The organism is Streptomyces rishiriensis (assembly GCF_003112535.1).
Taxonomy (GTDB): Bacteria; Actinomycetota; Actinomycetes; order Streptomycetales; family Streptomycetaceae; genus Streptomyces; species Streptomyces rishiriensis.
On record NZ_BEWA01000005.1, the window covers coordinates 121,524 to 145,034 of the forward strand.

Consider the following 23,511-nt stretch of genomic DNA (forward strand, 5'->3'; position numbering starts at 1 on the left):
CGGGCGGGGCCCTCTGCGCGTTCGCCCCCCTCTGCGGAGGCACGGGGGACGGGGGCGAAGACGGGCGGACAGACAGGCGCAGGCGGACGGACGGGGGCGGACGGGCGGGGCGGACGGGCAGAGGGCCGAGGGCGGCCGGGGGCGGAGGCCGATGCCTGAGCGGTGCGCCCCCGGGCATCGCGCGGCGGAACGGTGCCTGCGGCCGGGTCCCGTCCGGGGGCGGCGATGTCCGCCCGGACGGAGGGCGGGTTCAGCCGCGCGGAACGCCGGCCTCCAGGTACAGGGCGGACCGGCGCTCGCGGGCTCGCAACGCCCAGCGCAGCCGCTCGTAGCGGACCGGCGGGAGGAGATCGGCCGCCTCCTCTTCCGTGACGAAGCGCCAGGCGCGCAGTTCGGGGCCGGGCAGCAGGAGCCCGGCCACGGCCGCGGGACCGAGCCGGCCGCCGTCGAAGAGGAGGCGCAGGCCGCCGTAGGCAGGGGGCACCGGCCGTTCCCAGTCGACGACGAGCAGCCGGGGCACGTCGGCCAGCCGGATCCCGGTCTCCTCCTCCACCTCGCGCATCCCCGCGCGCGCGGGCGCCTCGCCGGGCTCCACCACGCCGCCCGGGAACTCCCAGCCGGGCTTGTACGTGGGGTCGACCAGCAGCACGCGATCGTGTTCGTCGAAGAGGAGCACGCCGGCGGCCACCGTCTCGGCGGTGGGCTCGGGGGTCTGCACGATGTCGCACTCGGCGACGGCGCCGCTGCCGACGGCCTCGGCGATCCGGGCGGCCGTCTCGCGCGGGCTGAGGGCGCCGTTGTCGACCGGATGGGCGTCGGCGGTGAGCCAGGTGGCGAGGGCGGCCCGGTAGGGCTCGATGTGGTCGTACGACCACTGGCGGATCCGTATCTCACCGTCGGGGAGGTCCGCGGGGATCTCCCGGTTGGCTATTCGCTCACGCAGGATCGTTTCCGCCGGAGCAAGGAGCACATGGCGGACGGCGATCCGGCGAGCGGCGAGGCCGCCGAAGATCTCGTCGCGGTACTCCTCGCGCAGCAGGGTCATGGGAACGACGAGGACGCCGCCCAGCTCGGCGAGCAGCGCGGCCGCCGTGTCGATCACCAGCCGCCGCCAGATCGGCAGGTCCTGGAAGTCGCCGACCTCGGCCAGGCGCTTGGCCGGCAGCAGATGCGGGAGCGCTGCCCCGATGACCTCGGGGTCGAAGAGCGTGCTGTTCGGGATCAGGTCCGTCAATTCCCGTGCGGTGGTGGTCTTCCCCGCACCGAACGCGCCGTTGATCCAGACGACGGTCACAGTTCCCCCTCTTCTGTTTGGCCCCCTGTGGCTTGCCCGCTCCACCCTGCCACGGAAACCAGTTCGCGTTGAGGGCGTGCGAACGTGACGGCGCCGGCGCGGTGAGCCTGGGGCGGCCCGTCAGCCGTTCTGTCCCAGGGCGTCGTCGTCGACGGCCAGGCTGTCGCTGGCGACGGTGTGATCGAGCGCGCTGAGGGTGTCGCCGACGTTCAGTCCGTCGAGGTCCTCGGCGCCCAGGCCGTGCGAGGGGGTGATCGCCGCGACGACGAAGCCGGTGGCGAGGGAGGCGATGGCGAGCATGCTGCGCTTCTTCATGTGCGGATCAACTGCGCGGACACGCGCGGGGTCACGCCTGATCCACCTGATCCGCCCGATCCGCCCGATCTGCCGGACCCGCCTGATCCGCCTGATCCGCCTGATCTGCCGAATCCGCCCGATCCGCCTGATGCGGTAATCCGTTCGCGCCAGAAAGAGGCCCGCGGTGAGAATGCGGTGATCACCCGTTCCGTGAGGAGCCTTTGTCATGTGCGGTCCGCAGCACGCCCGCGCCGGCCTGGAAGGGCTCGTCACCGGCGACGCCTTCGGCGACAGCTGGTTCACCCGCTCCGACGAGCCCGCCGAGGCGCTGTGGGCGGCTCGTGAGCTGCGTCCGGCGCCCTGGCTGTGGACGGACGACTCGGCGATGGCGTTCGTCCTGTTCGCCCATCTCATGAGGCACGGGGAGGTACGTCCGGACGACCTCGCGCGGGAGTTCGCCGCCGAGTACGGCCGCGACCCGGGCCGCAAGTACGGCCCGTCCATGCACGGAGTGCTCCGACGCGTCGCCGACGGCGAGGACCACCGGGCAGTGACGACCGGGCAGTTCGGCGGCCAGGGCTCCTACGGCAACGGCGCGGCGATGCGGGTCGCTCCTCTGGGAGCCTGGTTCCGCGACGACCTGGCGGCGGTCCGGGAGCAGGCCCGCCTGTCGGCGCTGGCCACGCACGCGCACCCCGAGGCGGTCGCGGGCGCGGTGGCGGTGGCGGTCGCCGCCGCGCTCGCAGCCGCGGGCGAGGGCGCGCAAGCCCCGGCACGGGAGGCCTTCCTGCGGGAGGTCGCCGCGCACGTGCCGGACGGCGACGTGCGCTCCGGACTGCTGGTGGCGGCGAGTCTGCCCGGGCACACCTCGGTGCGCCATGCCGCGTCCGTGCTGGGTTCGGGAACGCTGATCTCGGCTCCGGACACGGTGCCGTTCGCCCTCTGGTCCGCGGCGGGGCACCTGGACGACCTCACGGAGGCCCTGTGGCAGACCGTGGGCGGCTGGGGCGACCGCGACACGACCTGCGCCATCGCCGGAGGCGTGGTCGCCGCCCGCACCGGAACGGGAGCCGTCCCGTCCGCCTGGCGTCACGCCCAGGAGCCCATCCCCGCCTGGAGCGGCTGGACCGCCCCCGCCGCACCGGCCCCGACGGCCGACTGACCCCGGTCCCGGACAGCCGACTGACCCCGGTCCCGAACGGCCCCCGGTTCCGGCCCACCCCCGTTTCCAGGGGTGGGCCGGAACGTTCCTTCCGGGGTTCTTCAGACTCCTGCCGCAGGTCCTCTCGCCAGCGCGGCCGCGGCCGCTCCCACGAGTCCCGCGTCGGTGCCCATCTGTGCGGCCGTCACCGTCAGCCGCTGCACGAAGGAGAGAGTCGCGTAGTCACGGAGGGCTCGGCGCAGGGGGGCGAAGAGGATCTCGCCCGCTTTGCCCACGCCGCCGCCGATCACCGCGATGTCGATCTCGACCAGGGTCGCCGTCGCGGCGATGCCGGCGGCCAGCGCCTGGGCGGCCCGTTCGAAGGAGGCCAGGGCGACCGGGTCGCCCGCACGGGCGGCGGCGGCCACCGCGGCCGCCGAGGCGTCGCCGGCGGGCCCTGGCAGCCAGCCGTTCTCCAGCGCGCGGCGGGCGATGTTGGGACCGCTGGCGATGCGTTCCACGCAGCCGCGCGCCCCGCACGGGCACGGATCGCCGTCGAGGTCGACGCTGATGTGGCCGATGTGGCCCGCGTTGCCGGTGGGGCCGGGATGGAGCCGGCCGCCGAGGACCAGGCCGCCGCCGACGCCGGTGGACACCACCATGCACAGCGCGTTGTCATGGCCGCGAGCCGCGCCCTGCCAGTGCTCGGCCGCCGTGATCGCCACGCCGTCGCCGATCAGCTCGACCGGGAGGTTCCCGGTCGCCGACCGGACCCGGTCGACCAGCGGATACGCCCGCCAGCCGGGCACGTTCACCGGGCTGACCGTGCCGGCGGAGGCGTCCACCGGACCGGCGCTGCCGATGCCGACGGCGTGGACACGCTCCCACAGCGGCGACCCGGACAACTCCCCCAGCACCTCCTCGACGGCCCGCATGACGGTGTCGCCGTCCTCCCGGGCGGGCGTGGGGCGCTGCGCGCGGGCCAGGATCGTGCCGTCGCCGTCCACCAGCGCTCCGGCGATCTTGGTGCCGCCGATGTCGAGCGCAGCCACTAGGTCGGTGTGCATCAGTCTGGTTTCTCCCCGTCCACCGTGAAAATGGGCTGGCCGGTCCAGCGGTTGGGGGACGCGGGCCGGATTGCGGTGGACAGTCTCTCCCGCATCTGACAACGTTGTCCAGGCTCTATGCTCGACGCCACATCCTCATACAAACCCTGGGGCACCGCATCCCCGTCCGCGAGATCGACCGGACGGCGAGCATGCCGACCTCCCGCGGACGACAGGACAGGACACAGCATCGTGCCGGAGACGCAGCGCCGCCCCGAGAGCCGTTACGGCAACCGTCCCACGATGAAGGACGTCGCCGCGCGGGCCGGAGTCGGCCTCAAGACCGTGTCCCGCGTGGTCAACGGCGAGCCGGGGGTCACGCCCGAGACGGAACGCCGGGTCCAGGAGTCCATCGACGCGCTCGGCTTCCGCCGCAACGACAGCGCCCGGGTGCTGCGCAAGGGCCGCACCGCCACCATCGGCCTGGTCCTGGAGGACCTCGCCGACCCGTTCTACGGGCCGCTCAGCCGGGCGGTGGAGGAGGTGGCCCGCGCGCACGGCGCGCTGCTCATCAACGGCTCCAGCGCCGAGGACCCGGAGCGCGAGCAGGAGCTGGCGCTGGCGCTGTGCGCGCGCCGGGTGGACGGCCTGGTGGTGATCCCGGCCGGTGACGACCACCGGTATCTGGAGCCCGAGGTCAGGGCCGGGGTCGCGACGGTCTTCGTGGACCGCCCAGCCGGGCGCATCGACGCCGACTGCGTGCTGTCGGACAACTTCGGCGGCGCCCGCGCGGGCGTCGCCCACCTCGTCGCCCAGGGGCACCGCCGGATCGGCTTCATCGGCGACATGCCCCGCATCCACACCGCCGCGGAGCGCCTGCGCGGCTACCGCGCGGCGATGGAGGACGCGGGGATACCCGTGGCGGACGCATGGATGTCCCTGGGCGCCACCGACCCGGCACGGGTGCGCCGCGCGGCCGAGGAGATGCTGTCGGGGGCGGCGCCCGTCACGGCGGTCTTCTCGGGGAACAACCGGGTGACGGTCACCGTGATCCGGGTCCTTGCGGAGCAGGTCCGCCGGACCGCCCTGGTGGCCTTCGACGACCTGGAACTCGCCGACCTGCTCCAGCCGGGGGTCACCGTCGTCGCGCAGGACGCGGCCGCGCTCGGCCGGACCGCCGCAGAGCGGCTGTTCCGGCAGCTGGACGGCACGCTGCTCGCCCCCGAACGGATCGAACTGCCGACCCGGCTGATCACCCGCGGCTCGGGCGAACTGCCGCCGGCGGACTGAGCCGGCCGTGGACGCCCGCGACGAGCACCGCACACTGGAGGCGCTGGGCCTGGCCGACGCGCCCCGCGATCATCCGCTGAGCTACCCCGGCGCCTGGCCGAGCGGCTCCGGGCTGCTCGACGGCGACGAGCTGCTGCCGCTGGACCGCCTCACGCATCCCGGCCGGACCCCGGTGGTGGCCGTCGGCTCCAACGCCAGCCCGGCCCAACTCCGGCACAAGATGGCCGAGTCCGGCGCCGTCTCGCCCATCCCGATGGTGCGCGCACGCGTGACGGGCATCGACGTGGGCGTGTCGGCGCACATCAGCCGCCTCGGCTACGTCTCCGCCTCGCCCGTCAACGCACCGGGCGCCGCGCGGCAGTTGTTCGTCATCTGGCTGGACGCGGACCAACTCGCCACGCTGGACGCCACGGAGCCGAACTACGATCGGGTCCTGTTGCCCGCGCCGGGGTTCCGGGTCGAGCTGGAGAACGGCGAGGCACTTCTCGATACCTTCGCATACGTGAATCACCACGGGGTTCTGCACGACGGTTCGGGCACCCCGCGCGGCCATCCCGGCCAGCGCGCCCTGCTCTCCGAACTCCTCTCGGGATCGCGGACGTTGAGGAAGCTGTTCGGCGAGACGCCCGAGGAGTTCTGCCGTCGGGCCCGGGCCGACGCACGGCTGTGCGAGCAGGGCACGCGATTGTTCACGGAGGAGAATCTGGTGACCGTCTCCGGCCTGGAACATCTGCGCGTCCGTTAGTGTGACCGTACGGCGTCGCGTGTCGGTCACCGACCGGGTGAGGCATGGAGGCGCCCGTGAGATTGCCCAGCGGAGGCATTCCACACATGTCAGTCGAGCTGAACCACACCATCGTCCACTCCCGTGACAACCGGGAGTCGGCCGCATTCCTCGCCCACATCCTGGGACTCGAAGTCGGAGCCGAGTGGGGCCCGTTCGTTCCCGTCGACACGAGCAACAAGGTCACCCTGGACTTCGCCACCGTCCCGGCGGAGTCCATCGTCATGCAGCACTACGCCTTCCTCGTCTCCGACGAGGAGTTCGACGCCGCTCTGGACCGGATCGAGCGCGCCGGGATCACGTACTTCGCGGATCCGCACGGCAGGCAGCCGGGTGAGATCAACCATCACCACGGCGGCCGGGGCCTGTACTTCATGGATCCTTCGGGCCACGGGATGGAGATCATCACCGCCCCGTACGCCGTTCCCGCATCGCAGCCAACGCAGCAGACGCAGCAGACGCAGCAGATGCAGCAGACGCAGCAGCAGTAACGGGTTTGGGCAGCAGTGGCGGTGAGCGGTGGCCGTCGCCGGAGCGGGTGACCGGCCGGGGGTGCGCGCCCCCGGCCGGTCACCCGCTCACCCGCTCACGACCGCCCGCCCGGTCTCGTCCCTCACGACGACGCCGAAGCCGTCAGGTCTCCGCGGCGCGGTGCGGCGAAGCCCTCCAGGGCGGTCCGGGACAGTCCGGTCGCAGCGGTCACCTCGGCGAGGTCGAGGGCGCCGCAGTCGAGGCCGCGCAGCAGATAGCCGCCGAGGGCCTTGGCGGTCGCCGGTTCGTCCATGACGTCGCCGCCGGCCCGGTGGGCGTAGCGGGACAGGCGCTCGGCGGCCTGCGCGAAACCCTCGCGGTAGAAGGCGAAGACGGCCGCGTAGCGGGTGGGGAGGTGGCCGGGGTGCATGTCCCAGCCCTGGTAGTAGGCGCGGGCGAGAGCGCGGCGGGTGAGGCCGTAGTGGAGCCGCCAGGCGTCGTGCACCTTCGCGGTCGGGCCGACGGGCAGGACGTTCGTGGAGCCGTCGCAGACCCGTACACCGGTGCCGGCCGCGGCGACCTGCATGACCGCCTTGGCATGGTCGGCGGCCGGGTGGTCGGCGGCCTGGTGGGCGGCGGACACGCCCAGGCAGGCGCTGTAGTCGAAGGTGCCGTAGTGCAGGCCGGTGGCCCGCCCCTCGGCCGCCTGGATCATGCGGGCGACGGTCGCGGTGCCGTCGGCGGCGAGGATCGCCTGGCTGGTCTCGATCTGGATCTCGAAGCCGATCCGTCCGGCGTCCAGCCCGCGCGCCTCCTCGAAGGCCTCCAGCAGCCGGACCATCGCCGTGACCTGCTCGGGGTAGGTGACCTTCGGCAGGGTGAGGACCAGGCCGTCGGGCAGGCCGCCGGCCTCCGTCAGAGCGGTGAGGAAGACGTCGAGCGTGCGGATGCCCCGGTCGCGCACGGCGGCCTCCATGCACTTCATGCGGATGCCCATGTAGGGGGCGGCTGCGCCCTTGGCGCAGGCCTCGGCGATCAGCCGGGCCGCCCGGGCGGCGGCCGCGTCCTCCTCCGCGTCGGGGCGGGGGCCGTAGCCGTCCTCGAAGTCGACGCGGAGGTCCTCCACCGGCTCGCGCTCCAGTTTGGCCCGCACGCGCGTGTACACGGGCTCGGCGAGTTCGTCGGACAGGCCGAGGCAGGCGGCGAAGGAGGCCGCGTCGGGGGCGTGCTCGTCGAGGGCCGCGAGGGCCCGGTCGCCCCAGCTGCGGATCGTGTCGGCGTCGAAGACGTCGCCGGGTACGTAGACGGTGTGGACGGGCTGACGGGTGCCCGGGTCTCCGGGGTAGCGGCGGTCCAGTTCGGCGTCGACCGGGGCGAGGGAGGCGCTGATCCCCTCGCTGACGGCGCCCGCGAGACTCGTTGCCACCGTCTCCTGCTGGCCCTGACCCATGCCACACCCTCCTGTTTTCCACTGTACGGAATCAACAATCCGCAAAGCGAAGTTATCCGTGCGGCTTCCGGCAGGTCAACACCCTGTCCACGGCCTGGCCCCTTCCGTTCACCGCCGCACCCATGCCCTCTTCCGCACAGGGGTTCTCCCCTTCATCCTGACTCACGAGACGAGGGGGAACACATGACCGGCAGGAGTGGGCCGAACCGGCGGGCGGGGCTGAGAACCCTGCTGGCGGCCGCGGCCGCCGTCCCGTTGCTCGGCATGGTGGGATCGTCGGCCGGACGACAGGAGAGCCGGTCGCACGGGACGGTCCCGCCCGTGCCCGCGCCCCCGCTGGAGGTCATGACATTCAACCTCCGCTTCGCGTCCCGCAAGAAGCCCAACAGCTGGGCGGTCCGCCGGCCCGTGATGGGCGCGCTGCTGCATCGGGCGGCCCCGCACGTCATCGGCACCCAGGAGGGCCGGCCGCAGCAGCTGCGCGACATCGAGGCCGATCTCGGGCCGCACTACGACTGGATCGGCACCAGCCGTGCCGCGGGCGACGACGAGGCGGTGGCCGTCTTCTACGACACGCGCCGGCTCGTCCCGGCCGCGTACGAGCATTTCTGGCTCTCCGACACCCCGGGAGTGCGCGGCTCCAACACCTGGGGCGGAGGCCATCCCCGCATGGTCACCTGGGTCCGCTTCCGTGATCTGCGGGCGGCGGGGCGGGAGTTCCTCGTCCTCAACACCCACCTCGACAACGCGAGCCAGTACGCGCGCGTGCGCGCCGCCGACCTGATCGCCGCGCGGATCGCCCGGTTCGATCCCGCGCTGCCGCTGCTGCTGACCGGCGACTTCAACTCCGCCGCCCACGGCAGCGCGGTCTACGACACGCTGCTCGCCACCGGCCTGGTGGACACCTGGGACACGGCACGCGCGCGTGGCGGCGCATACGGGACGTTCCACGGGTACAGGCCGCTGATTCCGGGCGGGGAACGCATCGACTGGATTCTGGCGACGCCCGGCGTCAGGGTCCACCGGGAGTGGACCGACACGTTCGCCGTCGACGGCCAGTACCCGAGCGACCATCTGCCGGTGCAGGCGTCGTTGAGCCTGTGACGAGCCGAGGCCCCCGTGACCTGCGCGGTCACGGGGGCCTCGGGCAGTTCTGCGACTGCTGGGGGGATCAGCCCTTGCGGGTGTTGATCTCCTCGGTGAGCTGCGGGACGACGTCGAACAGGTCGCCCACGACGCCGTAGTCGACCAGGTCGAAGATCGGGGCCTCGGCGTCCTTGTTGACGGCGACGATCGTCTTCGAGGTCTGCATGCCGGCCCGGTGCTGGATGGCGCCGGAGATGCCGTTGGCGATGTAGAGCTGCGGCGAGACCGACTTGCCGGTCTGGCCCACCTGGTTGGTGTGCGGGTACCAGCCGGCGTCGACGGCCGCGCGGGAGGCGCCGACGGCCGCGCCGAGGGAGTCCGCGAGGGCCTCGATGAGCGCGAAGTTCTCGGCGCCGTTGACGCCACGGCCGCCGGAGACCACGATCGCGGCCTCGGTCAGCTCCGGGCGGCCGGTCGACTCGCGCGGCGTGCGGCCGGTGACCTTGGTGCCGGTGGCCTGCGCGGAGAAGGTCACCGCGAGGGCCTCGACCGCGCCGGCGGCCGGGGCGGCCTCGACGGCGGCCGAGTTCGGCTTGACGGTGATGACCGGGGTGCCCTTGGAGACACGGGACTTGGTGGTGAAGGACGCGGCGAACACCGACTGGGTGGCCACCGGGCCCTCGGCGCCGGCCTCGAGGTCGGTGGCGTCGGTGATGACGCCGGAGCCGATGCGCAGCGCCAGACGCGCGGCGATCTCCTTGCCCTCCGCGGAGGACGGGACGAGGACGGCGGCCGGGGAGACCGACTCGACGGCGGCCTGGAGCGCGTCCACCTTCGGTACGACGAGGTAGTCGGCGTACTCGGAGGCGTCGTGCGTGAGGACCTTGACGGCGCCGTGCTCGGCCAGCGCGGCCGCGGTGTTCTCGGCGCCCGCGCCGAGCGCGACGGCGACCGGCTCGCCGATGCGGCGGGCGAGCGTCAGCAGCTCCAGGGTGGGCTTGCGGACGGCGCCGTCCACGTGGTCGACGTAGACGAGGACTTCAGCCATGGGATTTGCTCTCCTGCGAAACGAAGTTGAGGGGCGGTCGGCGTGGGGCCTTTAGATGAACTTCTGGCCCGCGAGGAACTCGGCGAGCTGCTTGCCGCCCTCGCCCTCGTCCTTGACGATCGTGCCCGCGGTGCGGGCGGGACGCTCGGTCGCGGAGTCGACCTTGGTCCACGCACCCTCCAGGCCGACCTCCCCGGCCTCCAGGTCCAGGTCCGACAGGTCCCAGGACTCCACCGGCTTCTTCTTGGCGGCCATGATGCCCTTGAAGGACGGGTAACGCGCCTCGCCGGACTGGTCGGTGACCGACACGACGGCCGGCAGGGAGGCCTCCAGGTTCTCGGAGGCGGCGTCGCCGTCGCGGCGGCCCTTGACCGTGCCGTTCTCGACCGAGACCTCGGAGAGCAGGGTGACCTGCGGGACGCCCAGGCGCTCGGCCAGCAGGGCCGGGACGACGCCCATGGTGCCGTCGGTGGAGGCGAGACCGGAGATGACCAGGTCGTAGCCGGCCTTCTCGATCGCCTTGGCGAGCACCAGGGAGGTGCCGATGACGTCGGTGCCGTGCAGGTCGTCGTCCTCGACGTGGATCGCCTTGTCGGCGCCCATGGAGAGAGCCTTGCGCAGCGCGTCCTTGGCGTCCTCGGGGCCCACCGTCAGGACGGTGATCTCCACGTCGTCGTCGGAGTTCTCGGAGATCTGCAGCGCCTGCTCGACCGCGTACTCGTCGAGCTCGGAGAGCAGACCGTCCACGTCGTCCCGGTCGACGGTCAGGTCATCGGCGAAGTGCCGGTCGCCGGTGGCGTCGGGCACGTACTTCACAGTGACAACGATCCTCAAGCTCACGCCGGCTCTCCTACTGCATCGTCAGTTCTGGCTGCCTTCTTCCAGGCAGCATAGGCGTCTCAAGCGGCCGATCCCGGTTGGGGCGGCCCGCGCTCCGACCGAAATATTACTCGCCAGTACACCCAGTTCGTTCCCGCTAAGCAAGCGCTTTGAACTGTGACCTGTGCAACGCAGCGTAATCGGAACCCGACGACCGCGCAGGACAGCCGCCCAGTGATCAATCCCGCAGAGCCGTGAAACGCCCCTGGTGGTACAGCAGCGGACGGCCCGGGCCCGCCGGGTCGCCGAGGAGCACCTCGGCCAGCACGATGCGATGGTCCCCCGCGGGCACGCGCGCGACGACGCGGCACACCAGCCAGGCAAGCACGTCGTCCAGGACGGGAACCCCCTGCGGTCCCTCATGCCACACGGTCGGCGCGCCGAAGCGGTCGGCGCCGCTGCGGGCGAAGGTGGCGGCCAGCGCCTGCTGGTGCTCGCCGAGTATGTGGACGCCCACGTACTCCGCCCGCGACACCGCGGGCCAGCTGGAGGCCCCCGTGCCGATGCCGAAGGAGAGCATCGGGGGCTCCGCGGACACGGAACTGAGAGAGGTGGCGGTGAAACCGACCGGGCCGGTCTCGCCCGGGGCGGTGATCACGGCGACTCCGGCCGCGTGCCGCCTGAAGACGGAGCGCAGGAGATCGGGAGAGGCGACCCGGGGGAGACCGAGGTCGGGCGTGGCCGTCATGAAGTCGTCCTTCTGCGGGAAGTGGCGGGTCGGGCCGTGGGCGCTCAACGGACCGGACAGCGCGCGCTCGCGGTACGGAGCAGGTCCACGTGGACCCGTCCGTGGAGAAGGAGTTCCTCAGGCATACGGTCAGGCTGACGACGGCGGGCACGCACAGTCAAGTCCGTCCCGGCAACTGGGAGATGCCTCACCGTTCCCCGCCCGCAGGTCACACCGCCTCCCCCAGCGCCGCGATGACGTCGGCCCTGCGGGGCTGACCGGTGGCGCGCCGGACGATCCGGCCGTCGGCGTCCAGGACCAGCACGGTCGGCGTCTTGAGGATGTCGAGTTCACGGACGAGGTCCAGCCGCGCCTCGGCGTCGATCTCGATGTGGGCGACTCCGGGCACCACGCCGGCCACCTCGCCGAGCACCCTGCGGGTCGCCCGGCACGGCGCGCAGAAGGCGCTGGAGAACTGCACGAGCGTGGCCCGTTCGCCGAGTGCGCCGCCGAGCCGGTCCGCTCCCAGCCGCCTGCCGTCGTCCCGCCCGCGCACCCGCACTCTCCCGCTCCGCCGCCGATGCAGCACTCCGTAGACGCTCGCCGCCGCGAGCACCGCCACGCACACCATCAGTCCGGTCATCGGCTGTTGCAGCGTTCACGAGACTGCAAAGATTCCCGGCCGCGGGAATCCTGCCCGATGCGGAATGCTTGATTCATGGACATCGACGCGAGGGGCCCGCGCTTCGGGGCCGCCGTGACGACCGTGGTGCTCGCGGTCGTTCTGATCACCGGGAACGCCTGGCTGCTGGCCTGGCAGACGCTGGCGTTCGCACTGGGCGCGGCGGGCGGCGTGGGACGTTCGCCGTACGGCTGGCTGTTCCGCCGTGCGGTACGGCCGCGGCTCGGGCCGCCGACCGCGTTCGAGGCCCCGGAGCCGCCGCGGTTCGCGCAGGCCGTGGGACTGCTGTTCGCGGGCCTCGGCCTCGTCGGCCTCACCCTGGGCCCCGGCTGGCTCGGCCTCGCGGCGACGGGAGCCGCGCTGGCCGCCGCGTTCCTCAATGCCGCCTTCGGGTACTGCCTCGGATGCGAGATGTACCTGCTCGTACGGCGCGTCGCGGTTCGGGTGGAGTAAAGGCCACTTAAAAGGCCGAGGTGGATCAAGGGGAGGGAAGTGACGAGGATCTCGCCGCCGCCGGGCACCAGGGCTGGCTCCCCGGCCGTTCTTCGGGCACGATCTGCGAGATGCCGTAAACCTACGGCTGCGTAACTTTGCCGCCGGGAGGCATCCCCGGCAAAGAGAAGGAAGGGTTCGCCCCGCCCATGGCAGAGCTTGTCTACCGCCCCGTCGTCGGCCTAGCCCAGACCTTGTTCAAGGCCTGGGACCTCAAGATCGACTGCAAGGGGTCGGAGAACATCCCGCGCTCAGGTGGTGCCGTGCTGGTGAGCAATCACATCAGCTACCTCGACTTCATCTTCGACGGTCTGGCCGCACTCCCGCAGAAACGTCTCGTTCGTTTCATGGCGAAGGAGTCCGTGTTCCGCCACCGGATCTCGGGTCCGCTGATGCGCGGCATGAAGCACATCCCGGTGGACCGCAACCAGGGCGAGACGGCCTACGCGCACGCGCTGGAGTCGCTGCGCTCGGGCGAGATCGTCGGGGTCTTCCCCGAGGCCACCATCTCGCAGTCGTTCACGCTGAAGAGCTTCAAGTCGGGCGCGGCCCGCATGGCCCAGGAGGCGGGCGTCCCGCTGATCCCGGTGGCCCTGTGGGGTACGCAGCGCCTGTGGACCAAGGGCCACCCGCGCAACTTCAAGCGCAGCCACACCCCGATCACCATCCGCGTGGGCGAGGCCATGGAGGCCTCGCGCGACAAGTACGCGGGGGCCATCACCCGGCAGCTGCGCGAGCGTGTCCAGGAGCTGCTGGAGGCCGCCCAGCGCGCCTACCCCGTGCGCCCCAAGGACGCGAGCGACACCTGGTGGATGCCGGCCCACCTCGGCGGCACCGCGCCCACGCCGGAGCAGGTGCGCGAGGCCGAGGCGCGCTGACGTCCTCCTGGGCGCCCCCGGTCGGCCGGGGGCGGGCCCGAGCGGGACGGGCCGCCCCGCGGGGCGCGTGCTCACAGCGCCGACGGCAGCGTGCGCCAGAGGGACGGACGGTCGCGGGCGGCCTTGAGCGCGCTCAGGACCGCCGGATGCGGCGCCGCGTACAGCACCGGGTGGTCCGACTCGCCCGCCGCGGGGTCGGGCACGAAGGCCAGGCGTTCGCCGGCCAGGGAGAACCGCGCGTCCACGCCCGGTTTGTTGCCGCGCGGGTCCTGGCGGTGCCAGGCCCCGCCGAAGCGCACGGCGACCAGTCCGTGCAGGGCGTGCCCGTCGCCCGCGTCGTGCGCGAACCGCTGGTAGCACAGCGCCGTCGGAATGTCCTCGGCCCGCAGCAGCGCGGCCAGGGCATGGGCCTTGGCGTGGCAGATGCCCGTCGCCTTCTCCAGCACGTCCGAGGCGCGCCAGGTCACGCGCGGGTCGCCGGCGTCCTGCGAGTGGGTGACGGCGTCGCGGACGTACTCGAACGCCAGCCTTGCATAGGCATACGAGTCCTCCGCCTTTCTCGCGAGCCGTGCCGCCGTGGCGCACACCAGCGGATGGCGATGGTCGATGACCTCGTCGGCGGCCAGATACGCAGACAGGTCGGGGTTCTCCTGGATCAGCTCCATGAGCACGGAGCATAGGAAAACGATCACCCGAACGTCAATGACTTTTCAGGTGACCGTATACCTATGCAGTTACCTCTGCATCTCGCGCACCGGTTGCGCTGTCGCTCCGGCACGGCAGCGGTCTAGCGCGCCATCTCCTCCTTGACCGCCGCCACGAACGAATCCACGTCCTCCTCGGTCGTGTCGAACGCGCACATCCAGCGCACGACGCCCGCCGCCTCGTCCCAGAAATAGAACCGGAACCGCTGCTGCAGGCGCTCGCTCACGTCGTGCGGAAGCCGGGCGAAGACGCCGTTGGCCTGCACCGGGTAAAGGATCTCCACGCCGTGCACGGCGCGCACGCCCTCCGCCAGCCGCTGGGCCATCTCGTTGGCGTGACGGGCGTTGCGCAGCCACAGGTCCTTGGCGAGCAGTGCCTCCAACTGCACCGACACGAAGCGCATCTTGGAGGCGAGCTGCATGGACAGCTTGCGCAGATGCTTCATGTGACTGACGGCGTCCCGGTTGATCACGACGACCGCCTCACCGAAGAGCGCGCCGTTCTTCGTCCCGCCGAGGGAGAGGATGTCGACGCCCACGGCGTTGGTGAACGCCCGCATCGGGACGTCCAGCGAGGCCGCCGCGTTGGATATCCGCGAGCCGTCCAGGTGGACCTTCATACCGCGCGCGTGGGCGTGGTCGCAGATCGCCCGGATCTCCTCCGGCGTGTAGAGCGTGCCGAGCTCCGTGCTCTGGGTGATCGAGACGGCCTGCGGCATCGCGCGGTGCTCGTCCTCCCACCCCCACGCCTGCCGGTCGATCAGCTCGGGCGTGAGCTTGCCGTCGGGCGTGGGGACGGTGAGCAGCTTCAGACCGCCCATGCGCTCGGGCGCGCCGCCTTCGTCCACGTTGATGTGGGCGCTCTCGGCGCAGATCACCGCGCCCCAGCGGTCGGTGACCGCCTGGAGCGCGACGACGTTCGCGCCGGTGCCGTTGAAGACCGGGAAGGCCTCCGCCGTCGACCCGAAGTGGCTGCGGACGATTCCCTGGAGGTTCTCGGTGTAGTCGTCCTCCCCGTACGCCACCTGATGGCCGCCGTTGGCCACGGCCAGGGCCGCCAGCACCTCCGGGTGCACCCCGGCGTAGTTGTCGCTGGCGAAGCCGCGGACCTCGGGGTCGTGATGGCGTCGGGCGTCGGTCTTCGGAGGGTTCACGGCTGCTCGGTGAGCCACAGACGCTGTCCGTTCACTTCGGTGGCGGGCTTCTCCCAGACCCCGGCGATGGCCTCGGCCAGGTCCTTGACGTCCGTGAAACCCGCGAACTTCGCGTTGGGGCGGTCGGCGCGCATCGCCTCGTGCACCAGCGCCTTCACCACCAGGATCGCAGCCGCGGAGGTCGGGCCCTCGGCGCCCCCCGCCTTGCGGAAGGCGTCGGCGAGCGCCAGGGTCCAGGCCTCGGCGGCGGCCTTGGCGGCGGCGTACGCGGCGTTGCTCGCGGAGGGCTTCGTGGCGCCGGCGGCGCTGATCAGCACGTACCGGCCGCGCTCGCTGCGCTGGAGGCCCTCGAAGAAGGCGAGCGAGGTGTGCTGCACGGTCTTGATCAGCAACAGTTCCAGGAAGTCCCAGTCGTCCAGGCTGGTCTTGATGAACGTCTCGCTGCCGCGCCAGCCTCCGACGAGGTGGACCACGCCGTCGACGCGGCCGAAGTCCTTCTCGACGCGGAGCGCCCAGTCACGGGTCGAGTCCAGGTCGAGCAGGTCGACCGGCTCACCGATGACGCTGGCGCCCCCGGCCCCGTAGCGGGCCGCGTCGACGGCCTCCGCCAGACGCTCCGGGTCGTTGTCCGCGCCGACGACGGTCGCGCCGGCCTCGGCAAGCCTGAGCAGTGCCGCCCGGCCCGCGGGTCCGCCCGCGCCGGCCACCGCGATCACCGCACCGCTGAGAGCCCCGTTCCCCATGTTCCTCGCCTCCTGAGCAGTGTTCTCGGTACGCAGGTCGCTCACGCGGCGATCCGCTCGGCGCTGTCCGCCGTGATGCCCCGGGTCGAGGCGATCACGCTCTTCAGCTTCTTGGACAGTGCCTCAAAGAACATGCTCAGCGGAAACTCGTCCGGAAGCACGTCGTCCACGAGTTTGCGCGGCGGCTGGGTCAGGTCCAGGGCGTCGGGACCCTTGGCCCACTTGGAACCCGGGTGCGGTGCGAGGTAGGTCGAGACCAGCTCGTAGCCCGCGAACCAGTGGACGAGCTTGGGGCGGTCGATGCCGTCCCGGTAGAGCTGCTCGATGTCGGCGCAGAGCTGGTTGGTGACCTGCGGGGCGCGTTGCCAGTCGATGTGCAGCTTGTTGTCGGTCCAGCGGACGACGTCGTGCTTGTGCAGGTACGCGAAGAGCAGCTGCCCGCCGAGGCCGTCGTAGTTGCGCACGCGCTCACCGGTGACGGGGAAGCGGAACATGCGGTCGAAGAGGACCGCGTACTGCACGTCACGGGCCTGCGGGACACCGTCGTCCTGCAGCTTCACGGCCTCCTTGAAGGCGGTGAGGTCGCAGCGCAGCTCCTCCAGGCCGTACATCCAGAACGGCTGACGCTGCTTGATCATGAACGGGTCGAACGGCAGGTCGCCGTGGCTGTGGGTGCGGTCGTGGACCATGTCCCAGAGCACGAAGGCCTCTTCGCAGCGCTTCTGGTCGTGGACCATGGCGGCGATGTCCTCGGGCAGCTCCAGGCCCAGCACGTCGACGGCGGCGTCGGTCACACGGCGGAAGCGCGCCGCCTCGCGGTCGCAGAAGATGCCGCCCCAGGAGAAACGTTCCGGCGCTTCGCGGACGGCGATGGTCTCCGGGAAGAGGACGGCCGAGTTGGTGTCGTAACCGGCCGTGAAGTCCTCGAAGGTGATGCCGCAGAACAGCGGGTTGTCGTAGCGGGTGCGCTCCAGCTCGGCCAGCCAGTCCGGCCAGACCATGCGCAGCACGACCGCCTCCAGGTTGCGGTCCGGGTTGCCGTTCTGCGTGTACATCGGGAAGACGACCAGGTGCTGCAGGCCGTCCGCGCGGTTCGCGGCGGGCTGGAAGGCCAGCAGCGAGTCGAGGAAGTCCGGCACCTCGAAGCCGCCGTCGGCCCAGACCCGCAGGTCCTTCGCCAGGGCGCGGTGGTAGTCGGCGTCGTGCGGGAGCAGCGGGGAGAGCTCCTCGACGGCCTCGATCACCCGCTGTACGGCGTGCTCGGCGTCCGTGCGCGCCGGCGCGCCCTCGGCCGTGAAGTCGATCGATCCGTCCTTCGCCTGCCAGGGCCGGATTCCCTCCACGGCATCCTTGAGCACGCGCCACGCCGGGTGCTCCACCACCCTGGGCGTCGGAGGCATCCGATCCTCCGTAGCTGCCTGCACAAGAATTTCCGTCATGTCCCATCCTCCACTGGAGAACCTCGCGTCCGCACACCGTATGCATACGAGGTTTCCTCCAGCAAGTGGACCTTCGGGAAATTATCCTGCGTGTTCGCATCTTCACCGCACTTTTTCCTGCCGGACACCGGAAGAGCGACGCTTCCGCGTGGGCAGGGCGGGTAGGGAACTCCGAGGACGCACGCCTGTCCTGGCCGGCCCGCGGCCGTCGGCTCACGTGCTCCCCCGGCCCCGCCGTCGACGGAAACGAGTCGCGCCTTGAACTTCCTCACCATCGGTCACCGCGGAGTGATGGGCGTCGAGCCCGAGAACACGCTGCGCTCCTTCGTCGCCGCCGAGCAGGCCGGCCTCGACGTCATCGAACTCGATCTGCACCTGAGCAAGGACGGCGCGCTCGTGGTCATGCACGACCCCGACGTGGACCGCACGACCGACGGCGCCGGGGCCATCGCCGACCGGACCCTCGCGGAGCTGCGGACCCTCGACGCGGGGCGCGGGGAGCGCGTGCCCGTCTTCGAGGAGGTCCTGGACGCGGTGCGCACGCCGCTGCAGGCCGAGATCAAGGACGTCCGGGCGGCGCGGGCGCTGGCCGAGGTGATGCAGGCACGGGACCTGTTGGGGCGGGTGGAGGTGTCCTCCTTCCACGACGAGGCCGTCGCGGAGATCGGGCGGCTGGTCCCCGGGGTGCGCACCGCGCTCATCGGCAGCCGGTACGGCCTCGACATCGTGGACCGGGCGGTGACCGCCGGCGCCGCCACGCTCTGCCTCAACCTCAGGCGCCTCACCCTGGAGATCGTCGAGGAGGCCCGCGAACGCGACCTGCGGATCATCGGCTGGGTGGTCAACACCCAGGACCAGCTGCGGCTCGCCCGCGCCTTCGCACTCGACGGCGCGACGACCGACTACCCGGAGATCAGGCGCACCGGCCGCTTCACGGCCTAGGCCTGTCGTTTGGATCACCCCGCTCACCGGCATCGACCGGTCCCGCCGACGCCCTGCGACCTGCGACCTGCGACCTGCGACCTGCGACCTGATCCAAACGACAGACCCTGGCCGTGCGGACCGGCGCTCAGGCGAGGTCCTTGATCAGCAGCTCGAACTGCAGGTCGTCGCGCTGCGGGATGCCGAAGCGCTCGTCGCCGTACGGGAAGGGGGTCATCCGTCCCGTACGGCGGTAGCCGCGACGCTCGTACCAGGCGATGAGGTCCTCGCGGACGGAGATCACGGTCATGTGCATCTCGGTGACGCCCCACTCCTCCCGCGCCTCGCGCTCGGCCTGCGCCATGACGGCCTTGCCGAGGCCGGCGCCCTGCGCCGTGGGGCCGACCGCGAACATGCCGAAGTAGGCGTGGTCGCCGCGGTGCTCGAGCTGGCAGCAGGCGACGATCCGGCCGTCCTGCTCGGCGACGAGCAGCCTGGAGTCGGGCGCCTCGACGACCGCGAGCACGCCGTCGGGGTCGGTCCGCTGCCCCTGCAGGATGTCGGCCTCGGTCGTCCACCCGGCCCGGCTGGAGTCACCGCGATAGGCGGACTCGACGAGCCGGACTATGGCGTCGACGTCGGCGGCGGTGGCGTCGCGGAAGGTCAGGTCGGTGGCAGCGGTGTCCATGCGGGCGATCTCCGGTCTCTGACATGTCTGGGGCACCGGTGAGCCTAACTCCGCGCCGGTAGTCTCAGGGTGCATGGTGCATGTACTCAGCAGCAGGACCTTGCTCCGCCCCACCGATCCCGGACGCTCGCGCGCCTTCTACGGAGAGCAGCTGGGGCTGGCCGTCTCCCGTGAGTTCGGCACGGGAGAGGAGCGCGGTGTCGTCTACTTCCTCGGCGGCGGTTTCCTGGAGCTCTCCGGCCGCTCACGGACGCCGATGCCCCCCGACCCCGCGGTACGGCTGTGGCTGCAGGTGCCGGACGTGGCGGCCGCGCATGACGAGCTGCGGGCGAAGGGGGTCGAGATCGTCCGTCCGCCGGTGAAGGAGCCATGGGGGCTGGTCGAGATGTGGATCGCGGATCCGGACGGCACCCCGATCGTGCTGGTGGAGGTGCCCGCGGACCATCCGATGCGGTACCGCCCGGGCATCTGAACCACCGGCCCGGGGCCCGTCCGACGCCGCCCGGGCATCCCACACGCCCGGGCCGCATCCGGCTCATGGAGCGCCGCGGCTCGGGCCGGCCGTGGGTGCGGCCCGACTGCGCGGTGGACGGGCCGCACCGGGGATCTCGGGCTGTGGCGGTCAGCGGATGCCGTCGTCCGGGGCGAGGCTTAGCGTGCTGGAAGGGGTCCCCTTGTCGGAAGGAACGTCATGAAGCTCGACGCGCCCCTGCCAGGCGGGCCCTGCTGGGCCGAGCTCGGGACCCGTGACCTCGAGGAGGCGAAGCGGTTCTACGCGCGGTTGTTCGGTTGGCGCGCACAGACGGACCCGCGGCAGGAGGCGGGCGGCTACACGGTCGCGCACCTCGGCGAGGCCGCCGTCGCCGCGCTCACTCCCCTGCATCAGCAGGCGCAGCCGTGTGCCTGGAGCGTGTCGTTCGCGGTGACCGACGCGGACGTCAGCGCACGGCTGGTGACGGAGGCGGGCGGCAAGGTGCTGGTGGGTCCGATGGACGTCTTCGACATGGGCCGTTTCGTCGTCGCCCTGGATCCGGCCGGCGCCGCGTTCCAGCTGTGGCAGGCGCGCGCGTTCCCGGGCGCCGGGCTGTTCAACGCGCCCGGCTCGCTCGGCTGGGTCGAGCTGCTGACCCGCGATCCGGAGCGGGCGGAGACCTTCTACACCACGGTGTTCGGCTGGACCGTCGGCTCCTCGGAGAACTACGTGCAGTGGGGCGTCGGCGGCGCCGACTTCGGCGGCATGATCACGATGGACGGGAAGTTCCCGCCGGAGGTGCCGCCGCACTGGCTGCCGTACTTCGCGGTGGCCGACGTGGACGCCTCCACGCGGACGGCCGTCGAGGCCGGCGGCGCCGTCCTCGTGGAACCGGCCTCCGTGCCGGACGGTCCGCGGATCGCCGTGCTCCGGGACCCGCCGGGCGCGGCCTTCGGCGTGTACCGCGCGGGCCACGGGGAGTGAACGCCGTGCCGCGGCGGAGTGCGGCGCGCTCGACGACACCGCCGCATGGTGGCGTACGGGGACGCAGCCCCTCCGCGACGGTCCCCTTCGCGACGTACGGTCCCCTTCGCGACGGCCTCGTCGTCACAGCCCCCTTCGTCACAGCCCCCTTCGTGACGGCCTCGTCGTGACGGCCGCCGCGTGACGGCCGCCTCGTGGACGAGACCGCCGCTCAGACCCGCAGTGACCGCATGTGCCCCTCCAGCCGGCTGAGCAACTCGCCCAGCAGATCGGCCAGTTCACCCTGGCTGCCGTCGTCCAGGGCGGACAGGACCGCGCTCTCGTAGGCGAGCTGCTCGGGCATGACGCCGTCCACGAGGTCCCGGCCGGCGTCCGTGAGGCGGAGATGGGCGACCCGGCGGTCGCGGGTGTCGCCGCGGCGTTCCACGAGGCCGCGCTCGGTGAGCTGCTTGAGGCGTTTGGTGACGGCGGCCCCGGAGGAGAAGGTCTCGCGGGCCAGCTCGCCGGGGGTCAGCTCATGGCCGGTGCGGCGCAGCGCGCCGAGCAGGTCGAACTCGGGCCGGCTCAGTCCGACTCCGCGCAGGGGCGCGTCCTCGGCCTGCTGGAGCAGGGCGGCGCAGCGGTTGACCCGGCCGATGATCTCCATGGGGCCGGTGTCCAGGTCGGGCCGCACGGTCTGCCACTGCCGTACGACGGCGGCGACCGTGTCGTTCCTCACCGGCCCGCCGTCCGCGGCCGGCCCGCCGTCCTGGGCCGGCCTGGCGTCCTGGGCCGGCCCGCCGCCCTCGGCCGGGTCGCCGTCCTCGGCCGGGTCGCCGGTGGTGGTCGGGTCGCCGGTGGTGGTCGGGCCGCCGCCCTCGGCCAGGTCACCGGTGATGGTCGGGGCCTCGGCCCGGGGGCGCCGCCTCGGGGCGCTGCCGTCGCCGTCCGCGGAACCCTCCTGTGCCCCGTTCCCGGCCGCCGCCCGTCCCTGCGTCGCCGTCATCGCCGTACGTCCTCCGCTCTCGTACCCGCGTCCCGGTCCAGGAGCAGCCCCTGGCGCCGTACCGTCGCCGCGAGCGTACGGTGTCCCGACTGTTCGGCCGTCACGACCCGCTCCTGGGGCAGGGCACGCTGCCACCACTCGCCGGCCGCGGCGTCTGCGGTGGCGCGGAGATCGACCAGCGCGGTGGCCAGGGCGCGGCGGGCCGCGTCCACGGCTCCGGTGGCGGGATGCGGCTCCGCCAGCAGGCGGGCGGCGTGTTCCCGGGCTCGTTCGACCGCCGTCAGGGCGTTTTCGAGACGGTCGCCGGCCCGGCGGTTGGTGACGGCGATCGCGGCGGCGAAACCGACCACGGCGCCGACGAGGGTGTCCACGAGTCGCTCGGTGATCAGTCGGCCCGGATCCTGGACCTGCGCGAACTCGGTGATGAGCAGGGCCATCGGGGTCACGCAGACGCTGCCGAGCCAGTAGTTGCGGCTGATCAGCGCCTCCGCGCCGAAGTTGAGGGCGAGACAGACCAGGACGAGGGCCGCCTGGGCGAGGTGGGCGAGCGGGACCAGCGCGGCGAAGGCGAGGACGCCGACGAGGTTGCCGACGACGCGCTGAACCGCGCGGCTCCAGGTGAGGGTGACGTTCGCCTGGTAGAGGGACGCGGCGGTGACCAGGGCCCAGTAGGGGCGGCCGACCCCGAGGGCGAGGGAGGCGTGTCCGGCGAGGGCGCAGCCCAGGGCGGTGCGTGCCGCGATGGGCGCGAGGGGGCCAAGACGGTGCCTCAACGGCGTTCGCCCGAAGGCGAGTTCGGCGTCGACGCCGATGAGTTCGTCGTCGTCGACGAGATCGTCGGGGCGCGGGACGGGCGCGGCGGCGAGCAGGTCGCGGGCCCAGTCGCGCAGCCGGGCCGGGTCGGTGTCGGCGGGCGCGGCGAGGGCGATCTCGGCCCGCACGACGAGCCGCTCCAGACCGCGGCGCGTCTCCCCGGCGCGGGCCGACAGGAGGGTCTGCCAGGCGGCGTGCACGGCGGCAGCCGCGGCGGCGCGGGCCCGGCCCTCACCTACACCTTCACGTTCCCTTTCACCTTCACCTTCACCTTCACCTTCACCTTCGCCCGCGCCTGCGCCTGCGCCTGCCGCATGTGCGTCGACGTGGGCGGCGGCCGCGTTCAGGGCGTGCGCGGTGGCGCGTCGCTCGGGACCGTGCGGGCGCGCCAGCGCGGGCGCCATGCCGATCAGCCAGGCCCAGCCGCCCGTGGCGAGAGCCAGCCCGATATGGCCGGGGACCTGGTCGAGGGTCTGCGGCACGAACAGCGAGGCAGAGCTGATGAAGGTGAGGACGACGTTGGCGGGCGGCCCGAGGCGGGTCGCGTCGCACAGGGCCTTCTGCGCGGCCGCGAGGAGCGCGCCGACGGTGACCAGGACGACCGGGGACGCGGTGAGCGAGGCGGCGAGCAGGGCGACGGCCAGTCCGCCGGTCATGCCGAGCACCACCCAGGCCAGCACGCGGGCCCGGGCGGCGTATGGGCGGTTGTGGGCGTAGAGGGCGCACAGGGATCCGGCCATCGTGTAGATGGCCAGGTCCAGCCGCCCGAGGGCCAGCAGGATCAGGTTCGGCGGGGCGACCGCGGCGATCACGCTCAGAGCGGGCTTGAACCAGATGTCCGAGGGGCGGCCGAGCCGCAGGACGCCGGAGAGCGGGAGACCTGGCCCCGGGCGCCTTCCGGGTCGGGGTCGGTGCGGCGGTCGGTGTCGGGGCCCGGGACGGGGCCGGGGGCGCTGGGGGGTCGCACTGCTCATATCCATCAATTTAACATGTGTTTTACCCGTGAAATGTTTTTGTGCTCCGTCGGATGCTCCCCGTGTACACCCTTGCGCCCGCGTGCGCGCGGCACGGCGTGGGCATCGCATCCTTCGACGGCGGACGCC

General features: G+C 72.3%; 26 protein-coding genes. 11 read left to right on the plus strand and 15 right to left on the minus strand.

All coding sequences use genetic code 11. The features are described from left to right. Positions 1-250 precede the first annotated feature (250 nt). Both Sri02f_RS08930 and Sri02f_RS08935 read right to left on the minus strand, forming a co-directional pair. On the minus strand, positions 251-1,294 hold the full coding sequence (locus Sri02f_RS08930; RefSeq protein WP_109000557.1) for an NUDIX hydrolase: 1,044 nt from the start codon (positions 1,292-1,294) through the stop codon (positions 251-253). 120 nt (positions 1,295-1,414) lie between these two features. Continuing rightward, positions 1,415-1,609 carry a hypothetical protein gene (locus Sri02f_RS08935; RefSeq protein ID WP_109000558.1) on the minus strand — a complete coding sequence of 65 codons (195 nt, stop codon included), beginning with the start codon at positions 1,607-1,609 and terminating at the stop codon, positions 1,415-1,417. Between Sri02f_RS08935 and Sri02f_RS42150 the strand changes: the two genes are divergently transcribed. Together Sri02f_RS42150 and Sri02f_RS08940 are read left to right on the plus strand one after the other, a co-directional pair. Continuing rightward, complete coding sequence (locus Sri02f_RS42150; protein ID WP_159106684.1) at positions 1,593-1,748, plus strand: hypothetical protein; 156 nt, start codon at positions 1,593-1,595, stop codon at positions 1,746-1,748. The genes Sri02f_RS08935 and Sri02f_RS42150 overlap by 17 nt on opposite strands. A gap of 69 nt (positions 1,749-1,817) precedes the next feature. Further along, positions 1,818-2,753, plus strand: a complete 936-nt coding sequence (locus Sri02f_RS08940; protein ID WP_109000559.1) for an ADP-ribosylglycohydrolase family protein — start codon at positions 1,818-1,820, stop codon at positions 2,751-2,753. A 101-nt stretch (positions 2,754-2,854) separates the two neighbouring features. Here the strand turns inward: Sri02f_RS08940 and Sri02f_RS08945 are convergent, their stop codons facing one another. Further along, positions 2,855-3,799, minus strand: coding sequence for an ROK family protein (locus Sri02f_RS08945; protein ID WP_109000560.1), 945 nt, complete (start codon positions 3,797-3,799; stop codon positions 2,855-2,857). A gap of 231 nt (positions 3,800-4,030) precedes the next feature. Here Sri02f_RS08945 and Sri02f_RS08950 point away from each other — a divergent pair, with 231 nt between their 5' ends. The 3 genes from Sri02f_RS08950 (at position 4,031) to Sri02f_RS08960 (ending at position 6,343) form a co-directional block, all read left to right on the plus strand. Beyond that, complete coding sequence (locus Sri02f_RS08950) at positions 4,031-5,068, plus strand: LacI family DNA-binding transcriptional regulator (RefSeq protein ID WP_109000561.1); 1,038 nt, start codon at positions 4,031-4,033, stop codon at positions 5,066-5,068. 7 nt (positions 5,069-5,075) lie between these two features. Then, positions 5,076-5,813 carry a hypothetical protein gene (locus Sri02f_RS08955; protein ID WP_109000562.1) on the plus strand — a complete coding sequence of 246 codons (738 nt, stop codon included), beginning with the start codon at positions 5,076-5,078 and terminating at the stop codon, positions 5,811-5,813. A gap of 86 nt (positions 5,814-5,899) precedes the next feature. Continuing rightward, on the plus strand, positions 5,900-6,343 hold the full coding sequence (locus tag Sri02f_RS08960) for a VOC family protein (RefSeq protein ID WP_109000563.1): 444 nt from the start codon (positions 5,900-5,902) through the stop codon (positions 6,341-6,343). 122 nt (positions 6,344-6,465) lie between these two features. Here Sri02f_RS08960 and Sri02f_RS08965 read toward each other — a convergent pair whose 3' ends face one another. After that, positions 6,466-7,773 (minus strand): DUF6986 family protein, encoded by a 1,308-nt coding sequence (locus Sri02f_RS08965; RefSeq protein ID WP_109000564.1) that lies wholly within the window; start codon positions 7,771-7,773, stop codon positions 6,466-6,468. A 183-nt stretch (positions 7,774-7,956) separates the two neighbouring features. On the opposite strand from Sri02f_RS08965, the gene Sri02f_RS08970 reads away from it, so the two are divergent. Continuing rightward, positions 7,957-8,877: an endonuclease/exonuclease/phosphatase family protein gene (locus Sri02f_RS08970; RefSeq protein ID WP_109000565.1), complete on the plus strand. Its 921-nt coding sequence runs from the start codon at positions 7,957-7,959 to the stop codon at positions 8,875-8,877. A 67-nt stretch (positions 8,878-8,944) separates the two neighbouring features. On the opposite strand, the gene Sri02f_RS08975 is transcribed toward Sri02f_RS08970, so the two are convergent. The 4 genes from Sri02f_RS08975 to Sri02f_RS08990 all read right to left on the minus strand — a co-directional run bounded on the left by Sri02f_RS08975 (position 8,945) and on the right by Sri02f_RS08990 (position 12,096). After that, a complete protein-coding gene (locus tag Sri02f_RS08975; RefSeq protein ID WP_109000566.1) occupies positions 8,945-9,907 on the minus strand; it encodes an electron transfer flavoprotein subunit alpha/FixB family protein in 963 nt (320 codons plus the stop codon). 51 nt (positions 9,908-9,958) lie between these two features. Then, entirely contained in the window at positions 9,959-10,747 is a 789-nt protein-coding gene (locus tag Sri02f_RS08980) for an electron transfer flavoprotein subunit beta/FixA family protein (RefSeq protein ID WP_109000567.1), read from the minus strand. A gap of 217 nt (positions 10,748-10,964) precedes the next feature. After that, complete coding sequence (locus Sri02f_RS08985) at positions 10,965-11,474, minus strand: flavin reductase family protein (RefSeq protein WP_109000990.1); 510 nt, start codon at positions 11,472-11,474, stop codon at positions 10,965-10,967. 208 nt (positions 11,475-11,682) lie between these two features. Continuing rightward, entirely contained in the window at positions 11,683-12,096 is a 414-nt protein-coding gene (locus Sri02f_RS08990; protein ID WP_109000568.1) for a TlpA family protein disulfide reductase, read from the minus strand. A 75-nt stretch (positions 12,097-12,171) separates the two neighbouring features. Here Sri02f_RS08990 and Sri02f_RS08995 point away from each other — a divergent pair, with 75 nt between their 5' ends. Both Sri02f_RS08995 and Sri02f_RS09000 read left to right on the plus strand, forming a co-directional pair. Then, positions 12,172-12,588: a DUF4395 domain-containing protein gene (locus tag Sri02f_RS08995; RefSeq protein WP_109000569.1), complete on the plus strand. Its 417-nt coding sequence runs from the start codon at positions 12,172-12,174 to the stop codon at positions 12,586-12,588. A gap of 188 nt (positions 12,589-12,776) precedes the next feature. Then, positions 12,777-13,505 carry a lysophospholipid acyltransferase family protein gene (locus Sri02f_RS09000; RefSeq protein WP_109000570.1) on the plus strand — a complete coding sequence of 243 codons (729 nt, stop codon included), beginning with the start codon at positions 12,777-12,779 and terminating at the stop codon, positions 13,503-13,505. A 71-nt stretch (positions 13,506-13,576) separates the two neighbouring features. On the opposite strand, the gene Sri02f_RS09005 is transcribed toward Sri02f_RS09000, so the two are convergent. From Sri02f_RS09005 to Sri02f_RS09020, 4 genes are all read right to left on the minus strand, one after another. After that, positions 13,577-14,170 (minus strand): transglutaminase domain-containing protein, encoded by a 594-nt coding sequence (locus tag Sri02f_RS09005; RefSeq protein WP_167467513.1) that lies wholly within the window; start codon positions 14,168-14,170, stop codon positions 13,577-13,579. Between the two features lie 122 nt (positions 14,171-14,292). Further along, the gene (locus tag Sri02f_RS09010) at positions 14,293-15,363 is read right to left on the minus strand and encodes a threonine aldolase family protein (RefSeq protein WP_109000572.1); all 1,071 of its coding nucleotides are present in this window, start codon (positions 15,361-15,363) and stop codon (positions 14,293-14,295) included. Beyond that, entirely contained in the window at positions 15,360-16,106 is a 747-nt protein-coding gene (locus tag Sri02f_RS09015; protein WP_109000573.1) for an SDR family NAD(P)-dependent oxidoreductase, read from the minus strand. Before Sri02f_RS09015 ends, Sri02f_RS09010 begins: the two co-directional genes overlap by 4 nt. Positions 16,107-16,147: 41 nt before the next feature. Further along, positions 16,148-17,545, minus strand: coding sequence for a DUF6421 family protein (locus Sri02f_RS09020; protein ID WP_109000574.1), 1,398 nt, complete (start codon positions 17,543-17,545; stop codon positions 16,148-16,150). A gap of 258 nt (positions 17,546-17,803) precedes the next feature. Between Sri02f_RS09020 and Sri02f_RS09025 the strand changes: the two genes are divergently transcribed. Next, positions 17,804-18,487: a glycerophosphodiester phosphodiesterase gene (locus tag Sri02f_RS09025; RefSeq protein WP_109000575.1), complete on the plus strand. Its 684-nt coding sequence runs from the start codon at positions 17,804-17,806 to the stop codon at positions 18,485-18,487. A 127-nt stretch (positions 18,488-18,614) separates the two neighbouring features. Here the strand turns inward: Sri02f_RS09025 and Sri02f_RS09030 are convergent, their stop codons facing one another. Further along, positions 18,615-19,154, minus strand: a complete 540-nt coding sequence (locus Sri02f_RS09030; protein WP_109000576.1) for a GNAT family N-acetyltransferase — start codon at positions 19,152-19,154, stop codon at positions 18,615-18,617. Between the two features lie 73 nt (positions 19,155-19,227). On the opposite strand from Sri02f_RS09030, the gene Sri02f_RS09035 reads away from it, so the two are divergent. Both Sri02f_RS09035 and Sri02f_RS09040 read left to right on the plus strand, forming a co-directional pair. Continuing rightward, positions 19,228-19,626, plus strand: a complete 399-nt coding sequence (locus Sri02f_RS09035; protein ID WP_109000577.1) for a VOC family protein — start codon at positions 19,228-19,230, stop codon at positions 19,624-19,626. Between the two features lie 219 nt (positions 19,627-19,845). Further along, positions 19,846-20,610 carry a VOC family protein gene (locus Sri02f_RS09040; RefSeq protein ID WP_109000578.1) on the plus strand — a complete coding sequence of 255 codons (765 nt, stop codon included), beginning with the start codon at positions 19,846-19,848 and terminating at the stop codon, positions 20,608-20,610. 211 nt (positions 20,611-20,821) lie between these two features. Here Sri02f_RS09040 and Sri02f_RS09045 read toward each other — a convergent pair whose 3' ends face one another. Further along, positions 20,822-21,475: a MarR family winged helix-turn-helix transcriptional regulator gene (locus tag Sri02f_RS09045; RefSeq protein WP_373865086.1), complete on the minus strand. Its 654-nt coding sequence runs from the start codon at positions 21,473-21,475 to the stop codon at positions 20,822-20,824. A gap of 116 nt (positions 21,476-21,591) precedes the next feature. Next, on the minus strand, positions 21,592-23,382 hold the full coding sequence (locus Sri02f_RS09050) for an FUSC family protein (protein ID WP_109000579.1): 1,791 nt from the start codon (positions 23,380-23,382) through the stop codon (positions 21,592-21,594). Positions 23,383-23,511 lie beyond the last annotated feature (129 nt).